This window comes from Aureimonas sp. SK2 (genome assembly GCF_029813115.1).
In the GTDB taxonomy this organism is placed as follows: Bacteria; Pseudomonadota; Alphaproteobacteria; order Rhizobiales; family Rhizobiaceae; genus Aureimonas.
The window spans coordinates 156,443-171,656 of sequence record NZ_JAPZDS010000010.1 but is presented as its reverse complement, the minus strand read 5'-3'; the positions used below and the strand labels follow the sequence as shown (position 1 = coordinate 171,656).

Sequence of the window (15,214 nt, the reverse complement as noted above, 5' to 3'; positions counted from 1 at the left end):
CCCCCATGCCCAAATCCATCGTCGTTCCCGAAGGGACCTCGAAGCCGATCGCGCCCTTCTCGCCCGGCACGCTCGCCGACGGCGTCGTCTACGTCTCGGGAACGCTGCCCTTCGACGCCAACAACGACGTCGTCCATGTCGGCGACGCCGGCGCGCAGACGCGCCATGTCCTTGAGACCATCAAGTCCGTCATCGAGACGGCCGGCGGCACCATGGCCGACGTGACCATGAACCACATCTTCATCACCGACTGGGCGAACTACGCGGCCGTCAACGCGGTCTATGCCGAATACTTTCCGGGCGACGAGCCGGCGCGCTACTGCGTGCTCTGCGGCCTGGTGAAGCCCGACGCGCTGGTCGAGATCGCCAGCGTCGCCCATATCGGCCGCCCATGACGCTCCACCACGAGGTCCGGGGCCGCGACGGGACGGACGCGCCGACGCTCATCCTGTCGTCCGGCCTTGGCGGCGCCTCGGCCTACTGGGCGCCCCAGATCACGGCGCTGGCGGAGCATTTCCGGGTCGTCACCTACGACCATCGCGGCACCAACCGGAGCGGCGGCGCCGGGCAGGACACGATCGCGGCCATGGCCGACGACGTCTTGGCTGTTGCTGCGGCGGTCGGGGCGACGCGCTTCCACTTCATGGGCCATGCGCTCGGCGGCCTGATCGGGCTCGATCTCGCGCTGCGGCCCGCCTCCCCCGTCGAGAGCCTCGTCCTCGTCAACGCCTGGGGCCGGGCCGACCCGCATTCCGGCCGCTGCTTCGACACGCGCATCACCCTTCTGGAGGCGGCGGGCGTCGAGGCCTTCGTCCGGGCGCAGCCGCTGTTCCTCTATCCCGCCGTCTGGATGGCGGAGAACGGGGAACGCCTGGAAGCCGAGATCGCGCATGGGATCGCGCATTTCCAGGGGCGGGACAACGTTCTGTCGCGCATCGCGGCGCTGCGCGCCTTCGACGCGGAGGCGCGTCTCGGCGCCGTCGCGGTGCCGACGCTGGTGGTGGCGGCCAAGGACGACCTCCTCGTCCCCTACACGCGCTCGCTCGCTCTCGCCGAGGCGATCCCGCAGGCCGTTCTCGCGCTGTCGGACCACGGCGGCCACGCGGTCAACATCACCGAACCCGCTTGGTTCGACGGGGTCGTCCAATCGTTCTTCACCGGCACAGGGATCGTTTCGCCGCCATGATCGCCGCTTCCGCCTCCGTCGATCCCCTTGTCCCGAACGAGGGAGCCGACCGCCTCGCCTTCCGCGACGCCATGGCGCGCCTCGGGGCCGCCGTTTCAATCGTCACCACCGACGGGCCGGCCGGCCGCGCGGGCTTTGCCGCCACCGCCGTGTGCAGCGTCACCGACGACCCGCCGACGCTTCTCGTCTGCCTCAACCGCGGCTCGTCCGCCCATCCCGCCGTCCGGCGGAACGGCCGGATCTGCGTCAACGTCTTGGCCGGCGAGCAGGCCGGGATCGCCCGCGTGTTCGGCGGACGGACGCCCATGGCGGAGCGGTTCGCGGCGGGCACCTGGGGCGGGGGCGGATTCGGCCTGCCCGAACTCGACGGCGCCCTCGCCTCGATCGGCTGCGAGGTCCAGACGGTGACGCAGGCCGGCACGCACGATGTCCTGTTCTGCCGCGTCGTCTCGATCCGCTCGCGCGGGGACGGGGACGCGCTGATCTATCTCGACCGGGCGTATCGCACGCTCTGAGCGCGCTCAGCGCGGCGTCACCCCCTGGAGGATGATCGAGAGGACCGCCCGCGAGGCGTCCTCGTGGAAGCCGGGCCGCTCAGCATCGGTCCCGAGCACGGCGCGGATCTGCACGGCGAAGTCGGCATAGTGCTGGGTCGTCGCCCAGATCGCGAAGATGAGGTGGATGGGGTCGACGGGCGTGAGCCGCCCTTCGGACATCCAGGCCCCGATGATCGCGGCCTTCTCCGCCACGAGCGAGCGCAGCGACGTCTGGAGGGTCGGCAGGATCACCGGGGCGCCGGCCAGGATCTCGTTGACGAAGAGGCGCGAGGCTTCCGGCCGTTCGGCCGACAGGACGAGCTTGGCCTCGATGTAGCGGCGCAGCTCCTCCACCGGGTCGCCGTCGGCGTCCAGCGCCTCGAGCGGCTGAAGCCATTCCCTTAAGGTGCGCTCGAGGACGGCCTCGTAGAGGTCCTGCTTGCGCCGGTAGTAGTAGAGGAGGTTCGCCTTGGACATGCCCGCGCGGGCCGCGATCTCGTCGACCGTGGAGCCGCGGAAGCCGTGCCGGGAGAAGACGTCGAGCGCGGCGTCGAGGATCAAGACGCGCGTGACGGCCTGGATGCGGGTCGCCGGCGCCGACGGGCTCGGCCGATCTGCGCCTCCTGCGCTCATGTCGTCTTCCCGCCCGATCGCGGCTCGCAACGCCGCATCCCCCTCCCATTCCTAAAGACTGCCAGGGAGCTTGAACAGGGCCGGCGCCGTCCAAGGTCCCCCGACGCCATGGTCGGCGACCGACCCGCGCCCGGCCCGTCGTCGGGGCCGAGCGGGGGGTCGGTCATCGGATCGGCGGTGCGCCGCATCGCGCCTCAGCGAAGGAACGCGACGAGGTCCTCGTTCAGCCGGTCCGGCACGGTGGCGAACAGGCCGTGCGGCTCGCCCTCGTATTCGACGAGCTTGGCGCCGGGAATGGCCTTGGCGGCCGCCCGCCCGGTCACGTCGATCGGCACCGTGTCGTCGCCGGTACCGTGGATCACCAGCGTCGGCACGGTGAAGCTGCGGAAGTCCGGGCGGAAGTCCGTCTTGCCGAAGGCGTCCACGCACCGGATCGTCGCCAGCGGGCTCGCCATCACGCCCAGCACGAAGCTCCAGTCGAGGACGCTCTGGCTGACCGGCTTGGACAGGACGCCGACCCCGTAGAACTGCTTGGCGAAGCTCTGGAGGAAGGCGAAGCGATCCTTCCGGATCTGGGCCTTCATGTCCTCGAAGACGCTCGCGTCCACGCCGTCGGGATTGCTGTCGTCCTTCAGGAGATAGCCCGCGACCGAGGCGACGAGGACGGCCTTGGCGATGCGCGAGGCGCCGTGGCGGGTGAGGTAGCGGGCGATCTCGCCGCCGCCCATGGAGAAGCCCACCAGCGACACGTCGCGGAGGTCGAGGCCCTCCAGCACAGCCGCCAGGTCGTCGGCGAACGTGTCGTAGTCGTAGCCCGTCGCCGGATGGCCCGACTGGCCGAAGCCGCGCCGGTCGTAGGTGATCACGCGGAAGCCCGCTTCGAGAAGGGCCACCGTCTGGTACTCGAACATGTCGCCGGTGAGCGGCCAGCCGTGGATCAGGACCACCGGACGGCCCTGGCCCATGTCCTTCACGTGGATCTGGGTGCCGTCCTTGGATTCGATATAGGCCATGCGGAGCGTCCTTTCGCTTTGGTCCACATCAAACCGGAATTGCGGCATCCTGTTCCGGGGGGCGAACCGTCCTGCCGCAAAGGGCGCTCGACGCATCGCCGCGCCGGAACGAGTCCGGCGCTTGCCGGTTCACGACGACATGTCGAACGGAGTGGTATCGTGCGCAGCCTGCGGGTCATGATCGTCGAAGACGAAGCCGTCATCGCCCTGGACCTTCAGGATATCCTGACCGAGGCCGGGCACGTCGTGGTGGGGATCGCGATGACCACGGCGCAGGCGCTCCGGATGGCGGGCGCCTCGGCTCCTCTCGACCTCGCCGTCCTCGATATCGACCTCGCCCGGGGCGACGACGGGATCGAGGCGGCGGACAGGCTGCGCAGGGAGCACGGCGTGGAAGCCTTGTTCGTTTCCGCGCACATGGAAGAGGAGGAGCGGGCGCGCGGCCTCGGATGGAAGCCGCTGGGCTTCGTCGGCAAGCCCTACCTTCCCTCCCAGGTGCTGGCGGCGGTCGAACGGGTCGCCGTCGTCTCCTGAGCCCCCCAGCCTCGGATCGTCACGTCTGCGGCTTCCTCGCCGTGACGGCGTAGCGATGCTGGACCTGCCGCGCCAAGCCCTTGGGAAATGGCATGTGCCGCGCCTGGGCGCGGTGGATGGCGCCGAGGCGGGTGTCGATGCCGATGTCGACGAAGCCGGCCTCGCCCAGCATGGACGCGATGTCCTCGGCTCTCGCCCCGTCCTTGAAGTGGACGCGGGAGAGAATGTCCCGGTGCCGCTGGAGGAGGGCGGCCGGCAGGGAGGGAGCGGCGGCGGCTCTCGCCCAGCCCGGCAGGACCGCTTCCAGCCGCGCGAGGAGACGCTCCGCGAGGCTCGACCGCACGAAATCGCCGTCCACGACCAAGAGCGTGCCGCCCGGCTTCAGGACGCGCGACCATTCGCGGAAGCAGGCCGCGGGATCGACCAGGGTCCAGACGAGGTGGCGCGTGACGAGGACGTCGAAGCTCGCGTCGTCCTCCAGGATCCGCTCGGCGTCGCCGAGGCGGAAGGCGATGGAGCGGCCCCGCGAGGCCGCCTTCGCCCTGGCCTTGGCGATCATCGCCTCGGACCAGTCGAGGCCGGTGACGCGAAAGCCGAGATCGTCGAGGAGATGGGAGATCACGCCGGTGCCGGACGCGAGGTCGAGCGCCGCGCGCCCGTTCGCCGGCCCGAGATGGCGCGTCAGGAGCCGGTGCCAGGCTCGGCGCTCGGCGTCGGAAAAGATCTCGTGCCCCGGGAACTCGTCGAAGGTCGCCGCGCGCTCCGACCAGAACGCCTGGATGTCCTCCCGAAGACCGTAGTTGCTGCGCCCGGTCACATCGTCCGTCATGCGTTCCGCCTTGAATGCTTCTAAAACATAATAGTTGACCACGGTTTTCCAGTATTCGTAGAACGCGCCGTCGTCCACCAGGGGGTCCGCAATGTCGACCACGCGCTACGCCATGCTTGCCGCTTTCGTCTGTCTGCCGTTCCTAGCCGGCACGGCGCTGGCCGAAACGGTGACCGTCACCGACGTGACCGGACGCGAGGTCCAGGTCGAGGCGCCGGTCCAGCGGGTGATCCTGGGCGAGGGACGCCAGATCTATTTCGTCGCCGCGCTTGAGCGCGAGGCGCCCTTCGAGCATATCGTCGGCTGGCGTGACGATCTCGGCAAGGCCGACCCCGAGACCTATGCGGCCTATCTCGCCAAGTATCCGGAGATCGCCAAGCTGCCGACCTTCGGCGGCATGAAGGACGGCACGTTCGACGTCGAGCAGGCCGTCTCGCTGAAGCCCGACGTGATTCTCATGAACGTCGACGCCAAGACGGCGACGGAGGAGGCGGGCTATATCGAGACGCTGGCCAAGGTCGGCATCCCGCTCGTCTATGTCGACTTCCGCGAGAAGCCGATGGTGAACACCGAGCCCTCCATGCGCCTGATCGGCAAGCTCTTCGACAAGGAAGAGGTGGCCGAGGACTTTATCGCCTTCCGCGCCAAGAGCATCGCGGCGGTGACGGACGTGCTGGCAAGGGAGAAGCCCAAGGCCCCGCTCGTCTTCATGGAGCGCGCCGGCGGCTATTCCGACGACTGCTGCATGAGCTTCGGCGACGAGAACTTCGGCAAGATGGTCGAGATCGCCGGCGGCCGGAACATGGCCAAGGACCTCATCCCCGGCACGTTCGGCACGGTCAACCCCGAGCAGATCATTGCCTCCAACCCCGACCAGGTGATCATCACCGGCGGCAACTGGGAGGGCTATGTGCCCGGGGGCAACTGGGTCGGCGTCGGCTACGGGGCGGATCTCACCAAGGCGCGCGAGAAGCTGGAGGCGCTCACAAAGCGTCCCGCCTTCACCGGCATCAAGGCGGTCGAGAACGGCGAGGTCCATGCGATCTGGCACCAGTTCTACAACAATCCCTACCAGTTCGTGGCGATCCAGGAGATCGCCAAGTGGCTGCATCCCGAAGCGTTCCGCGACCTCGACCCGGAAGCGACGTTCAAGGAACTGCACGCCCGCTTCCTGCCGCTCGACTACAAGCCGGGCTACTTCGTCTCGCTGACGGACCCGAAATGAGCGCCATCGCCCTGCCCGAGTGCGCGGCGGAGGGGCAGGGGCGCTATCGCGTCCTCGCCTTTCGCCGTATCGCCCTTCTCCTCGTCCTCCTGGCCGCCCTTCTCGTCAGCATCTGCGTCGACATGGCGTTGGGGCCGGCGAACTACGCGGTCGGACAGGTCCTCGACGCCCTGTTCGACGCCTCGTCCGTCAGCGACCAGCTCCGCGTCGTGGTCTGGGACATCCGCATGCCGATCGCGCTGATGGCGGTGACGGTGGGCGCCTCGCTCTCGGTGGCCGGCGCGCAGATGCAGACTATCCTCGCCAACCCCCTGGCGAGCCCCTTCACGCTCGGCATCTCGGCGGCCGCCGCCTTCGGCGCGGCGCTGGCGCTGGTCGCCGGCACCGCGATCCTGCCCGTCGCCATCAACTACATGGTGCCGATCAACGCCTTCCTGATGGCGATGGCCGCCGCGCTCTTCATCCACTTCGCCTCCACCATGCGGGGCGTCACGGTGGAGACGATCGTGCTCCTCGGCATCGCCCTCGTCTTCACCTTCAACGCGCTCCTGTCGCTCCTGGAGTATCTGGCCTCGGAACAGGCGCTGGCCGCCGTGGTGTTCTGGACCATGGGAAGCCTCACGAAGGCGACCTGGCCGAAGGTCGCGATCACGGCCGCCGTCCTCGTCGTCACCGTGCCGCTCTTCGCCCGCCAGGCCTGGGCGCTGACCGCGCTTCGCCTCGGCGAGGACAAGGCGGCGAGCTTCGGCGTGAACGTGCGGCGTCTGCGCCTGCGCACCATGCTGACCGTCAGCCTCCTGGCCGCCATCCCCGTCGCCTTCGTCGGCACGATCGGCTTCGTCGGGCTGGTCGGCCCGCACATGGCGCGCATGCTGGTGGGCGAGGACCAGCGCTTCTTCCTGCCGGCCTCCGTCCTGTGCGGCGCGCTGCTCCTGTCCGTGACGTCGGTGGTCTCCAAGACGCTGCTGCCGGGCGCGATCCTGCCGATCGGCGTCATCACGGCCCTTGTCGGCGTGCCCTTCTTCTTCGTCCTGATCTTCACCAACCGGAAACGCGCATGGTAGCCCTCGCGCTCGACGGCCTCGGCGCCTCCTACGGCAAACGCACGATCCTGTCGGACATCGCCACCGGCCTCCTGCGGTGCGGCACGCTGACGGCGGTGATCGGCCCGAACGCAGCGGGGAAGTCGACCCTCTTCCGGCGGATCGCGGGGCTGATCTCCGGCCCGGGAACGGTGCATCTGACGGATGCGCGAGCCGGGGCGGACGCGATCCGCTACATGCCCCAGGACACCGGCGGCAATGCCGTCCTGACCGTCTACGAATCCGTGCTTCTCGCCGCCAAGCAAGGCTCGGGCTGGCGCGTCAGCGACGGCGAGCTGTCCGAGATCGACGGCATCCTCGCCGCGCTGAAGATCACCGAGCTGTCCTTCCGGGGCCTCGGCGAACTCTCGGGCGGCCAGCGCCAGCTCGTCGCCATCGCCCAGGCGCTGGTGCGCAATCCCGACGTCCTCCTGATGGACGAGCCGACCTCCGCGCTCGATCTCTACCGGCAGATCGAGGTGCTCGACTTCATGTCCCGGCGCGCGGCCGAGCGCGGGATGGCGGTCCTGATCGCGCTGCACGATCTCAACCATGCGCTGCGCTACTGCGACCAGACCATCGTGATCGCCGACGGGCGCATGGCGGCGGGCGGCTCGACGGCGGAGGTCATCACGTCGGACATGCTGCGCGCGGTCTACCGCGTCGAAGCCCGCGTCGAGACCTGTTCGCAGGGCCGGCGCCACGTCATCGTCGACAGGACGGCCGCCTGATACCGATGCGCCCTCCGCTTCAGGGACGGTAGAGGGCGGCAAAGAGAACCACCGCCAATACGAGCGGCCCCGCCAGGGACCAGCTCAGCAGCCCGCGCTCCGAGGCGAGAAGGACCTTCATCCCGCGCGCCCGGAGCTGCGCGCTGCGCCGCTTGGGAAAGGGCGGATAGTGGATGGCGGCCCAGGGCTTGCGCAGCCTTTCGAGGGCCGCGGTGAGGGGGACGAGGATATCGCCCGGCGGCACGGCCGGCGCCGGAAACCCCGCCCGTCGCCAGACCAGGAAGCCGGCGGCCGCGAGCGCGACGGGCCAGGCCGCGCTCCACAGGTTGTCCGGCCGCAGGACGTAGCCGAGATCCTGTCCGGAGAGCGCCGGAAAGAGCCACCAGGGCAGCGCGACGGCCGCGAGCGTCGCGGCGATCATCGGCGCGAGGCGGGCCGCGGGAAGCCGCTCGCTCCCGGACCCCGCTTGGCTGCCCGCCGCCGCCAGGAAGCGGAGCATGACGAGGGTGGTGCCGGCGGCCGAAAGCGTCACCAGCGTTTCGGCCGCGCCCGAGAAGGGCATCTTGCCCGCGAGCTTTGCCAAGGCGCCGCCGGTGAGCGGCAGGCCGGCGACGGAAAGGGCCGGCAGGGCCAGAAGCGCGAGAAATCCGATCCGCGCGCCGGGCCGGGCGAGGGGGGCGAGCCCGGCTCCCATGAACAGCGCACCCTTGGCGAGTCCGTGATGCAGCGCATAGAGCGACAGGGCGCCGAAGGCGGCGCCCGCCGCGCCCTCGCCGAGGCCGGCCGACAGCAGCGCCACCATGAGGCTCATCTGGCTGACGGTGGAATAGGCGAGGATCGTCTTCGGCTTGGTCTGCGTCAGCCCCATCGCGATGCCGTAGAAGCAGCCGGCGAGGCCGAGCGCCAAAAGCAGAAGTGGCCAGGCGTCGCCCAGCGCCCCGTCGCCCGGCATGAAGCGCATGAGACCGAAGAGGCCGGCCTTGACCATGGCGCCCGACAGGACGGCGGACGCCGCCGGAGGCGCGGCTGGGTGGGCCAGCGGCAGCCAGAGATGGAGCGGCACGAGACCGGCCTTGATGCCGAAGCCGACGAGCAGAAGCAGGTGCACCACGTCGCGCTGCGGCAGGGACGCAATCGAGGCCGAGACCCCGCCGATCGACAGCGACACGGCCCCGGACGCGGCCAGCATGAGGGCGGCGAGGAGCGCGGTCTCGCCCGCCACGGAAAAGACCATGTAGACGCGCCCGGCCCGATAGGCCGCTTCGGTGCCGCTCGATACGATCGCCGGATAGGCCGCGAAGGTCAGGCACGCGAAGGCCGTGTAGAAGGTGACGACGTCCCCGGCCAGGAAGACGCCGAGATTGCCGGCGAGCGCCAGGCACCAGGACACGGCGAACAGCGTCGGCCGCTGCGTCCCCCGCATTTCCGAACGGGCATAGAGCCCCGCAAGGCACCAGAGGAACGAGGCGAAGCCGAGAAAGAGGCGCCCTTCGCCCCGCAGCTCCAGACGGACGCCGAAGAGAAGTTCGGGCACGCCGACGCGCGCGCCCTCGGTGGCGAGGAGCGCGGCGGCAAGGCTCGGCAGCGGCGCGAATGGCAGGAGATCGAGCGCCCGCGCACGGAAGGCCGGCAGGGCCGCCGCCAGCGCGAGCGCCAGCGGCAGCGCGACCGCCAGAAGGATCAAGAGGGGCGAGAGCGCGTCGATCACTGCGAGTAGAACTCCTCGACGATGCTCGTGGCCCAGCCGAGCGGCGAGAGCGGATAGGCCGCGAAGAGGCCGGCGCCGAGCGCCGCCGCCGCGGTCACGGCGGCAGGCCAGATCAGCGCCCGCGGGCCCTCTCCCCCCTCCGGCGCGCGCGACCCCTCGCGCGGTGGCAGAAACCAAGCCCGGTAGAGGAGCGGGAGGAAGTAGGCGGCGTTGAGCAGGCTCGAACCGACGAGGACGCCGACCACGAAGGTCTCGCCGCCCTGCAGGCCGCCGAGGCCGAGATACCATTTCGACACGAAGCCGGCGACCGGCGGCACCCCGATCATGCCGAACGCGGCGATGGAAAAGGCGGCCATGGTGATCGGCATGCGACGGCCGGCCCCGTCGAGCTGGTCGATCCGCGTCACGCCCATCCGCTCGGCCAGCGCGCCCGCGCCGAAGAACAGGGTGATCTTCATCAGGCCCTGGTGCACGAGGTGGACGAGGCCGCCGATCGTGGCGATCGGCCCGGCGAGGCTCGCGCCGAGCACGATGTAGGAGACTTGGCTGACGGTCGAATAGGCGAGGCGCCGCTTGATGTCCGTCTGGCGCACGGCGAGGACCGAGCCGTAGAGGATCGTGAAGGAGGCGAGGATCGCGAGCGGCAGGGCGAGCGACAGGGCGTCGACCCGCGCGGTGCCGTAGACGTCGTAGACGAAGCGCACGATGCCGAAGGCGCCGGCCTTCACGACCGCGACGGCATGAAGCAGCGAGGAGACCGGCGCGGGCGCGGCCATCGCCTTGGGCAGCCAGCCGTGCAGGGGGAACACCGCGGCCTTCACCGCCATGCCTCCGATGCACAGGACGAAGATCGCCCTGAGCGCCCAGGGGTCGATCGCATCCAGCGAGCCGGGACGCACGAACTCGACCGGCCCGGCCAGCCCTTCCAGCGAGACGATGCCGAGGAGGAGGGCCGCGCTGCCGACCATCGTATAGGTGAGATAGGTGCGCCCGGCCGCGATCGACTTGTCGTCGCCCTTGTGGATCACGAGCGGCCAGGTGGAGAGGGTCAGGAGCTCGTAGAAGAAGAAGAAGGTGATGAGCGATCCCGACAGGGCAATGCCCGTGGTGGCGAAGACGCACAGATTGAAGAAGCCGAAGAAGCGCGAGAGGTTGGCGCCCCGTCCGAAATAGGCGATCGCGTAGATCGTGGTGACCAGCCACAGGAAGACCGACAGCGTCACGAACAGGAGGGCCAGCGCATCGACGCGCAGCACCATGTCGAGGCCCGGCACGAAGGCGAAGCGGGCCTCGAACGTCTGGCCCCGCCTGACGCTTTCGATGAGATAGGCCACGAGCGCGAGCTTCACGAGGGCCGAGCCGATCGAGATGCGGTTGCGCAGCGCGGCCCGGCGCTCCGGCAGGAACAGCGTGATCACGGCGGGCACGAAGGCGCAGAGGAGAAGCAGGACGGGAACGGCCGCGCTCATGGGATCGCCTCGCCGGTGATGGCCGGACGGCCGATCTGCAGGAACTCGTATGGGGCGGCCGAGAAGATGCCGAGAAGCGTGGCGACGAGCGCGAGGCCGAGCGCGATCAGCTCCAGGCTGCGCGGCACCGGGCGGATCTCCGGCACGTCCGACCTGGCCATGGCCGCGTTCAGCGGGCGGAACAGGTAGATCGCGGCGAGCAGTCCGCCGACGAGCATGACGAGCGCCAGCGCGAGCTTGCCTTGCGCCAGCGCCGAGGTGAGCATCAGATACTTGGCCATGAAGCCGCCGCTCGGCGGCAGGCCCATGATCGAGACGGCGGCAAGGCCGAAGGCGGTGATCGTCATCGGCAGGGCACGGGCCAGCCCGCGCATGTGCTCCAGCGTGCCGCCGCCGCGCGCCGTCACCACGATCCCCGCGCAGAGGAAGAGGGCGGACTTGGCGAAGGCGTGCGACAGGGCATGGATCATCGCGCCGGACCAGCCGGCCGCCTCGATCGGCTCGCTCGCGCCGCCGACGGCGGCGAGCGGGAAGACGAAGAAGAGGTAGCCGAGCTGCGCGACCGTGGAATAGGCGACGATGCGCTTCAGGCTGTCTTCGCGCAGGGCCAGAAGCGAGCCGTAGATCACGGCGCAGGCGCCGAGAAGGCCGAGGAGCTGCATCAGCGCGTCCGGTCCCGCGTCGGGCAGGATCTCGAACCACAGGCGCGCGAGGATCAGGAACGAGGCCTTCACGACCAGGGCGGAAAGGAGGGCGCTCGCCGGGGCCGGGGCGCTGCCGTGGGCTTCCGGCAGCCAGGCGTGGAAGGGAAACAGCGCCGTCTTGACGAGGAGCCCCGCCGTCACGAGGGCCGCGCCGATGCCCACGACCGTCGGCTCGCCGCCGCTTGCGGCCAGGAAGTCGATGTCGAGCGTTCCCGCCGCCGCGTAGAAGAGGACGACGCCGGCGAGATAGGCGAGCGAACCCATCAGCGCGAAGAGAAGGTAGCGGGTCGCCGCCGCGACGCTGCCGAGCGCGACCATGCCGACGGCCGAGATGGTGAGAAGCTCGAGGCCGACATAGAGGTTGAAGAGGTCGCGCGACAGGAAGAGCACCGCCAGGGCGGCCGCCATCAGATGGAACAGCGGCCAGAAGGCGAAGGGTCCCGGCCCCCGCACGCGCGCGAGTTCCGAGGAGAGATGCGCAAAGGCCCCGACGCCGAGCATCAGCATCGTCGAGGCGAGGACGAAGGCGGTGGCCAGCCCATCGGCATGGAGGACGATCCCGAGCGGCGGCTCCCAGCCGCCCACGGCGCGCGCCACGGGCCCGCCGGTCCAGACCGTGGCGGCGAGCGCCACGGCGCAGGCGACCTGAGCCCCTTGCGAGAGCGCGAGGACGAGGCCCGGCCGCGACGGTTGGACGAGCGAGACCAGCGCCGCCAGGAGCGGCAGCGCGACGAGGAGTTCGGGCAGGGCGAGTTCGCGAAGGACCGTCATGGGGCGCTGTCCGGCGTTTCCTCGGGGAGCGTCCCCCGGCCGCTCTCGCCGGCGAGCGCGGCGACCAGGGCGACCGCCAGGGCCGTGAGGGACAGCGCGACCACGATGCCGGTGATGATCAGGGCCTGCGGCACCGGATCCACGGGGCCGGATCGGGCCGCCGTCGCCCCGAACAGGAGGAAGAGACCGCCCCCCATGACGTTGAAGGCGAGAACGCGCCGCAGGAGATGGAGCCCCGCCAGGAAGCCGTAGAGGCCGATGGAGACGAGCCCCGCGCCGCACAGCGCCAGGACCAGCGGCGTCCCGCTCATCGGCCGCCCTCCTTGGACACACCGACGACGAGCATGGCGAGGGCCGGGGCGATGGAGGCGGCGAGGGCGTATTCGATCAGCACGATCAGGGTTCCCGCCAAGCCTTCGGGCAGGAGCAGGAAGGTTCCGGACGCGGCTCCCGCCAGCCCCACGGCGAGGAAGACGAACGGCCCCCCGACCAGCGCCAGGGCGAGGCGGCGCGAGGCGGGGCGGGGCGCCGGCACCAGCGCGGCCAGCATGGTCAGGAGGAAGACGGCGGCGAGCACGGTTCCAGCCTGGAACGCGCCGCCCGGCCGGCTGCTGCCCGCCCAGACGAGATAGACGGCCACCACGATGCCGAGCGGCGGCAGGAGCCGGCCGAGAGCGGCGAGAACGCCGTCCGGCGCGGCACGCTGGCGCAGGCCCGCCGGATTCGCCAGCGCGTCGCGCGGCATGAGAGTCCAGACCGCCGCGAGGGCCGCCAGGAGAACGATGCTTTCCAGAAGCGTGTCGAAGGCGCGCATGTTGAGAAGCACGGCGGTCACGGGCTGCGGGACGCCGGCGCGGTCGAGATTGCCCATGACGGACGGCCCCAGCCCCGGCTCCCCGGCCGGCAGGGCGACGAGGGCGACCACGAGCAGGAGTCCGACGCCCCCCGACAGGGCGGCGGCGGCCGCGCGCCCGGCCAGCGGCGCCCTCGGCTCGGCAAGGGCGCCGAGCCGGCCGACGCGCGACCAGGCGCCGATCAGAAGGACGCCCGTCAGCCCGGCGCCGATGGCCGCTTCCGCCATCGCGACGTCGACGGCGCCAAGGCGCAACCAGAGGAGCGCCAGGACCACGCCGTAGCCGATGAAGAGGACGATGCCGGCGAAGAGGTCCCGCACCAGGACGGCGGCGGCCGCCGTGGCGAGCGCGATGACGACGAAGGCGAGGTCGGCGACGAGGGCGCTCACACGTCCTCCGCGGGCAGGGATCGGGCGACGTCGACCGGCGTCTCGGCCAGCGCGGCGCGGCCCACGAGCTGGGCGATCGCGGCGGCGGCGAAGAGCACGAGAAGCCAGACCAGAAGAAGCTTGGCGCCGAGGCCGAGGTCGCCGAGGTGAAGGGCGGCGCCCAGCGCGACGAAGCCGAGGCCCAGCGTATCGGCCTTGGTCAGCGCGTGGAGCCGGCTGTGCGGATCGGGAAAGCGCAGGAGGCCGACGGTGCCGGCGACGAAGAAGAACAGGCCGAGAAGGATGCTCGCGCCCGCCAGAAGGTCGAGCAGGGCGGTCACCGGTCGTCGGCCTCCGGATCGCCTGCGCCGTCCGGCGTGGTCGACTTCACGAAGGCGACGGCCGCGAAGGCGGCGAACAGGGCGAGGATCAGGGCGACGTCCACCATGGCCGGCTCGCGCGCCCGGGCGGCGAAGAGGATCGCGGCCGCGATGCCGCCCGTGCCCACGAGCTGGATGCCCATCATTCGGTCGGCCTGGGTCGGCCCGCGAAAGGTCCGCACGAGGCTGAAGCCGATGGTGGCCGCGAGGACGACCGCGGCGAGGTCCAGGAACAGACTCATGCCCGGCCTCCCCCCGCTTGTGGGGCGGCCACGCTCTCGGCCACGCGCCGCTCCTCGCGGGCGAACTCGGATGCGACGTCCAGCGTGCGGTCGAGGCAGTGGATCAGCAGGCGATCGCCTTGCCGGGCCGCCACGAGCGACCCAGGAAAGAGGCTGGTCTCGCAGGTCAGGAGAAGCTGCGGGGCGCCCGCCGGAAGACGCGAGCGGTGCAGCACCCAGCCCGGCGCGATGCGCGGCGTCGGCGACAAGGCCCGCCAGGACACGTCGATCGCCCCGAGCAGGATGCGATAGGCCGCGTTGGGAACGAGGCTGAGTGCCGCCGGCAGGCGGATGCCGCTCGATCCGGGGGGCGTCAGGCGCAGGCTGAGCCACGCCGCCGCGACGGCGCCGGGCAGGCCGTAGACAAGGGAGAACGGCTCCGGCCCGGCGAGCACGAGCCAGAGAAGCGTGAACACGACAGAACGGGCGGCCAATGTAGCGAAATGCTTCATGAGCCCGGTACCTGGCGCGTGGATGCACGTGGTCCAGTCGCGCCTAAGGAGCTCCGGTCAAAAGTTCGTCAGGGCTGCCGACCCGCCGTTGCGAAGGGATAGCCGTGTACAGATCTGTGGTTTGGCCCCCGCGCGATGCCATGGACTTTACGGACATTGTCCGGCTTCGACGGGAGCATAATTCAAAGCTGCTGCTCTGACGAAAGGAGGGTCGATGATGTCCCATGTCCGCGAAGGCCGTTTGGCCCACGAGAAGGGTCTGCCGCGTTCCGCCTGCCCCTACGATCCGTCGGATGCGCCCGCTTGCTCCGACTGGATGGCAGGCTGGGACGGCGCGGCCGCCGAGTCCCGTCGAAACGGCGAGCGCGGCGCTTCGTTCGATCCAATGGACGCTCTGCGTTCGGCCGGGCTTCTGCGGCCTGGGAGCGGCCCCAGCGGTCGATGACCCCAGGGAGAGG

The 15,214-nt window shown here is 70.4% G+C and carries 19 protein-coding genes; 8 read left to right on the top strand and 11 right to left on the bottom strand.

What is annotated here, in order from left to right; all coding sequences use genetic code 11:
- Positions 1-5: 5 nt before the first annotated feature.
- The 3 genes from rutC to O5O54_RS14280 are packed head-to-tail and all read left to right on the top strand — an operon-like array spanning position 6 to position 1,701.
- A complete protein-coding gene (gene rutC / locus O5O54_RS14290; protein WP_279482472.1) occupies positions 6-395 on the top strand; it encodes a pyrimidine utilization protein C in 390 nt (129 codons plus the stop codon).
- Positions 392-1,186 (top strand): pyrimidine utilization protein D, encoded by a 795-nt coding sequence (gene rutD, locus O5O54_RS14285; protein ID WP_279482471.1) that lies wholly within the window; start codon positions 392-394, stop codon positions 1,184-1,186. The genes rutC and rutD overlap by 4 nt, the downstream gene beginning before the upstream one ends.
- Positions 1,183-1,701 carry a flavin reductase gene (locus O5O54_RS14280; protein WP_279482470.1) on the top strand — a complete coding sequence of 173 codons (519 nt, stop codon included), beginning with the start codon at positions 1,183-1,185 and terminating at the stop codon, positions 1,699-1,701. The genes rutD and O5O54_RS14280 overlap by 4 nt, the downstream gene beginning before the upstream one ends.
- 6 nt (positions 1,702-1,707) lie before the next feature.
- Here the strand turns inward: O5O54_RS14280 and O5O54_RS14275 are convergent, their stop codons facing one another.
- Together O5O54_RS14275 and O5O54_RS14270 are read right to left on the bottom strand one after the other, a co-directional pair.
- Complete coding sequence (locus tag O5O54_RS14275) at positions 1,708-2,355, bottom strand: TetR family transcriptional regulator C-terminal domain-containing protein (RefSeq protein ID WP_279482469.1); 648 nt, start codon at positions 2,353-2,355, stop codon at positions 1,708-1,710.
- 194 nt (positions 2,356-2,549) lie between these two features.
- Positions 2,550-3,368: an alpha/beta hydrolase gene (locus O5O54_RS14270; RefSeq protein ID WP_279482468.1), complete on the bottom strand. Its 819-nt coding sequence runs from the start codon at positions 3,366-3,368 to the stop codon at positions 2,550-2,552.
- Between the two features lie 18 nt (positions 3,369-3,386).
- Between O5O54_RS14270 and O5O54_RS14265 the strand changes: the two genes are divergently transcribed.
- The gene (locus O5O54_RS14265; RefSeq protein WP_279482467.1) at positions 3,387-3,902 is read left to right on the top strand and encodes a response regulator; all 516 of its coding nucleotides are present in this window, start codon (positions 3,387-3,389) and stop codon (positions 3,900-3,902) included.
- Positions 3,903-3,921: 19 nt separating this feature from the next.
- Here O5O54_RS14265 and O5O54_RS14260 read toward each other — a convergent pair whose 3' ends face one another.
- Entirely contained in the window at positions 3,922-4,731 is an 810-nt protein-coding gene (locus tag O5O54_RS14260) for a class I SAM-dependent methyltransferase (protein WP_279482513.1), read from the bottom strand.
- A 91-nt stretch (positions 4,732-4,822) separates the two neighbouring features.
- Between O5O54_RS14260 and O5O54_RS14255 the strand changes: the two genes are divergently transcribed.
- The 3 genes from O5O54_RS14255 to O5O54_RS14245 are packed head-to-tail and all read left to right on the top strand — an operon-like array spanning position 4,823 to position 7,769.
- On the top strand, positions 4,823-5,956 hold the full coding sequence (locus tag O5O54_RS14255) for an ABC transporter substrate-binding protein (RefSeq protein ID WP_407061709.1): 1,134 nt from the start codon (positions 4,823-4,825) through the stop codon (positions 5,954-5,956).
- Entirely contained in the window at positions 5,953-7,020 is a 1,068-nt protein-coding gene (locus O5O54_RS14250) for an iron ABC transporter permease (protein ID WP_279482466.1), read from the top strand. Before O5O54_RS14255 ends, O5O54_RS14250 begins: the two co-directional genes overlap by 4 nt.
- Positions 7,014-7,769 (top strand): ABC transporter ATP-binding protein, encoded by a 756-nt coding sequence (locus O5O54_RS14245; RefSeq protein ID WP_279482465.1) that lies wholly within the window; start codon positions 7,014-7,016, stop codon positions 7,767-7,769. The genes O5O54_RS14250 and O5O54_RS14245 overlap by 7 nt, the downstream gene beginning before the upstream one ends.
- 19 nt (positions 7,770-7,788) lie before the next feature.
- Here the strand turns inward: O5O54_RS14245 and O5O54_RS14240 are convergent, their stop codons facing one another.
- From O5O54_RS14240 to O5O54_RS14205, 8 genes are read right to left on the bottom strand one after another with little or no spacing between them, the layout of a single operon-like run.
- Positions 7,789-9,477 carry a proton-conducting transporter membrane subunit gene (locus tag O5O54_RS14240; RefSeq protein ID WP_279482464.1) on the bottom strand — a complete coding sequence of 563 codons (1,689 nt, stop codon included), beginning with the start codon at positions 9,475-9,477 and terminating at the stop codon, positions 7,789-7,791.
- On the bottom strand, positions 9,474-10,946 hold the full coding sequence (locus O5O54_RS14235) for a complex I subunit 5 family protein (RefSeq protein ID WP_279482463.1): 1,473 nt from the start codon (positions 10,944-10,946) through the stop codon (positions 9,474-9,476). Before O5O54_RS14235 ends, O5O54_RS14240 begins: the two co-directional genes overlap by 4 nt.
- Positions 10,943-12,421, bottom strand: coding sequence for a complex I subunit 5 family protein (locus tag O5O54_RS14230; RefSeq protein WP_279482462.1), 1,479 nt, complete (start codon positions 12,419-12,421; stop codon positions 10,943-10,945). The genes O5O54_RS14235 and O5O54_RS14230 overlap by 4 nt, the downstream gene beginning before the upstream one ends.
- Positions 12,418-12,732: an NADH-quinone oxidoreductase subunit K gene (locus O5O54_RS14225; protein ID WP_279482461.1), complete on the bottom strand. Its 315-nt coding sequence runs from the start codon at positions 12,730-12,732 to the stop codon at positions 12,418-12,420. The genes O5O54_RS14230 and O5O54_RS14225 overlap by 4 nt, the downstream gene beginning before the upstream one ends.
- Positions 12,729-13,664 (bottom strand): hydrogenase subunit MbhD domain-containing protein, encoded by a 936-nt coding sequence (locus O5O54_RS14220; RefSeq protein WP_279482460.1) that lies wholly within the window; start codon positions 13,662-13,664, stop codon positions 12,729-12,731. Before O5O54_RS14220 ends, O5O54_RS14225 begins: the two co-directional genes overlap by 4 nt.
- Positions 13,661-13,984: a monovalent cation/H(+) antiporter subunit G gene (locus O5O54_RS14215; protein ID WP_279482459.1), complete on the bottom strand. Its 324-nt coding sequence runs from the start codon at positions 13,982-13,984 to the stop codon at positions 13,661-13,663. Before O5O54_RS14215 ends, O5O54_RS14220 begins: the two co-directional genes overlap by 4 nt.
- Positions 13,981-14,265: a monovalent cation/H+ antiporter complex subunit F gene (locus tag O5O54_RS14210; protein WP_279482458.1), complete on the bottom strand. Its 285-nt coding sequence runs from the start codon at positions 14,263-14,265 to the stop codon at positions 13,981-13,983. The genes O5O54_RS14215 and O5O54_RS14210 overlap by 4 nt, the downstream gene beginning before the upstream one ends.
- Positions 14,262-14,756, bottom strand: a complete 495-nt coding sequence (locus tag O5O54_RS14205) for a Na+/H+ antiporter subunit E (protein WP_279482457.1) — start codon at positions 14,754-14,756, stop codon at positions 14,262-14,264. Before O5O54_RS14205 ends, O5O54_RS14210 begins: the two co-directional genes overlap by 4 nt.
- A 214-nt stretch (positions 14,757-14,970) precedes the next feature.
- Between O5O54_RS14205 and O5O54_RS22460 the strand changes: the two genes are divergently transcribed.
- Positions 14,971-15,201 (top strand): Rmf/CrpP family protein, encoded by a 231-nt coding sequence (locus tag O5O54_RS22460; RefSeq protein WP_407061708.1) that lies wholly within the window; start codon positions 14,971-14,973, stop codon positions 15,199-15,201.
- The last annotated feature ends 13 nt before the right edge of the window (positions 15,202-15,214 follow it).

Bases quoted from the DNA above. Each gene is read 5' to 3' on its own strand.
- rutC (WP_279482472.1), top strand. From the start codon at position 6: ATGCCCAAATCCATCGTCGTTCCCGAAGGGACCTCGAAGCCGATCGCG.
- rutD (WP_279482471.1), top strand. From the start codon at position 392: ATGACGCTCCACCACGAGGTCCGGGGCCGCGACGGGACGGACGCGCCG.
- O5O54_RS14280 (WP_279482470.1), top strand. From the start codon at position 1,183: ATGATCGCCGCTTCCGCCTCCGTCGATCCCCTTGTCCCGAACGAGGGA.
- O5O54_RS14275 (WP_279482469.1), bottom strand. From the start codon at position 2,355: ATGAGCGCAGGAGGCGCAGATCGGCCGAGCCCGTCGGCGCCGGCGACC.
- O5O54_RS14270 (WP_279482468.1), bottom strand. From the start codon at position 3,368: ATGGCCTATATCGAATCCAAGGACGGCACCCAGATCCACGTGAAGGAC.
- O5O54_RS14260 (WP_279482513.1), bottom strand. From the start codon at position 4,731: ATGACGGACGATGTGACCGGGCGCAGCAACTACGGTCTTCGGGAGGAC.
- O5O54_RS14255 (WP_407061709.1), top strand. From the start codon at position 4,823: ATGTCGACCACGCGCTACGCCATGCTTGCCGCTTTCGTCTGTCTGCCG.
- O5O54_RS14250 (WP_279482466.1), top strand. From the start codon at position 5,953: ATGAGCGCCATCGCCCTGCCCGAGTGCGCGGCGGAGGGGCAGGGGCGC.
- O5O54_RS14245 (WP_279482465.1), top strand. From the start codon at position 7,014: ATGGTAGCCCTCGCGCTCGACGGCCTCGGCGCCTCCTACGGCAAACGC.
- O5O54_RS14235 (WP_279482463.1), bottom strand. From the start codon at position 10,946: ATGAGCGCGGCCGTTCCCGTCCTGCTTCTCCTCTGCGCCTTCGTGCCC.
- O5O54_RS14230 (WP_279482462.1), bottom strand. From the start codon at position 12,421: ATGACGGTCCTTCGCGAACTCGCCCTGCCCGAACTCCTCGTCGCGCTG.
- O5O54_RS14225 (WP_279482461.1), bottom strand. From the start codon at position 12,732: ATGAGCGGGACGCCGCTGGTCCTGGCGCTGTGCGGCGCGGGGCTCGTC.
- O5O54_RS14210 (WP_279482458.1), bottom strand. From the start codon at position 14,265: ATGAGTCTGTTCCTGGACCTCGCCGCGGTCGTCCTCGCGGCCACCATC.
- O5O54_RS14205 (WP_279482457.1), bottom strand. From the start codon at position 14,756: ATGAAGCATTTCGCTACATTGGCCGCCCGTTCTGTCGTGTTCACGCTT.
- O5O54_RS22460 (WP_407061708.1), top strand. From the start codon at position 14,971: ATGATGTCCCATGTCCGCGAAGGCCGTTTGGCCCACGAGAAGGGTCTG.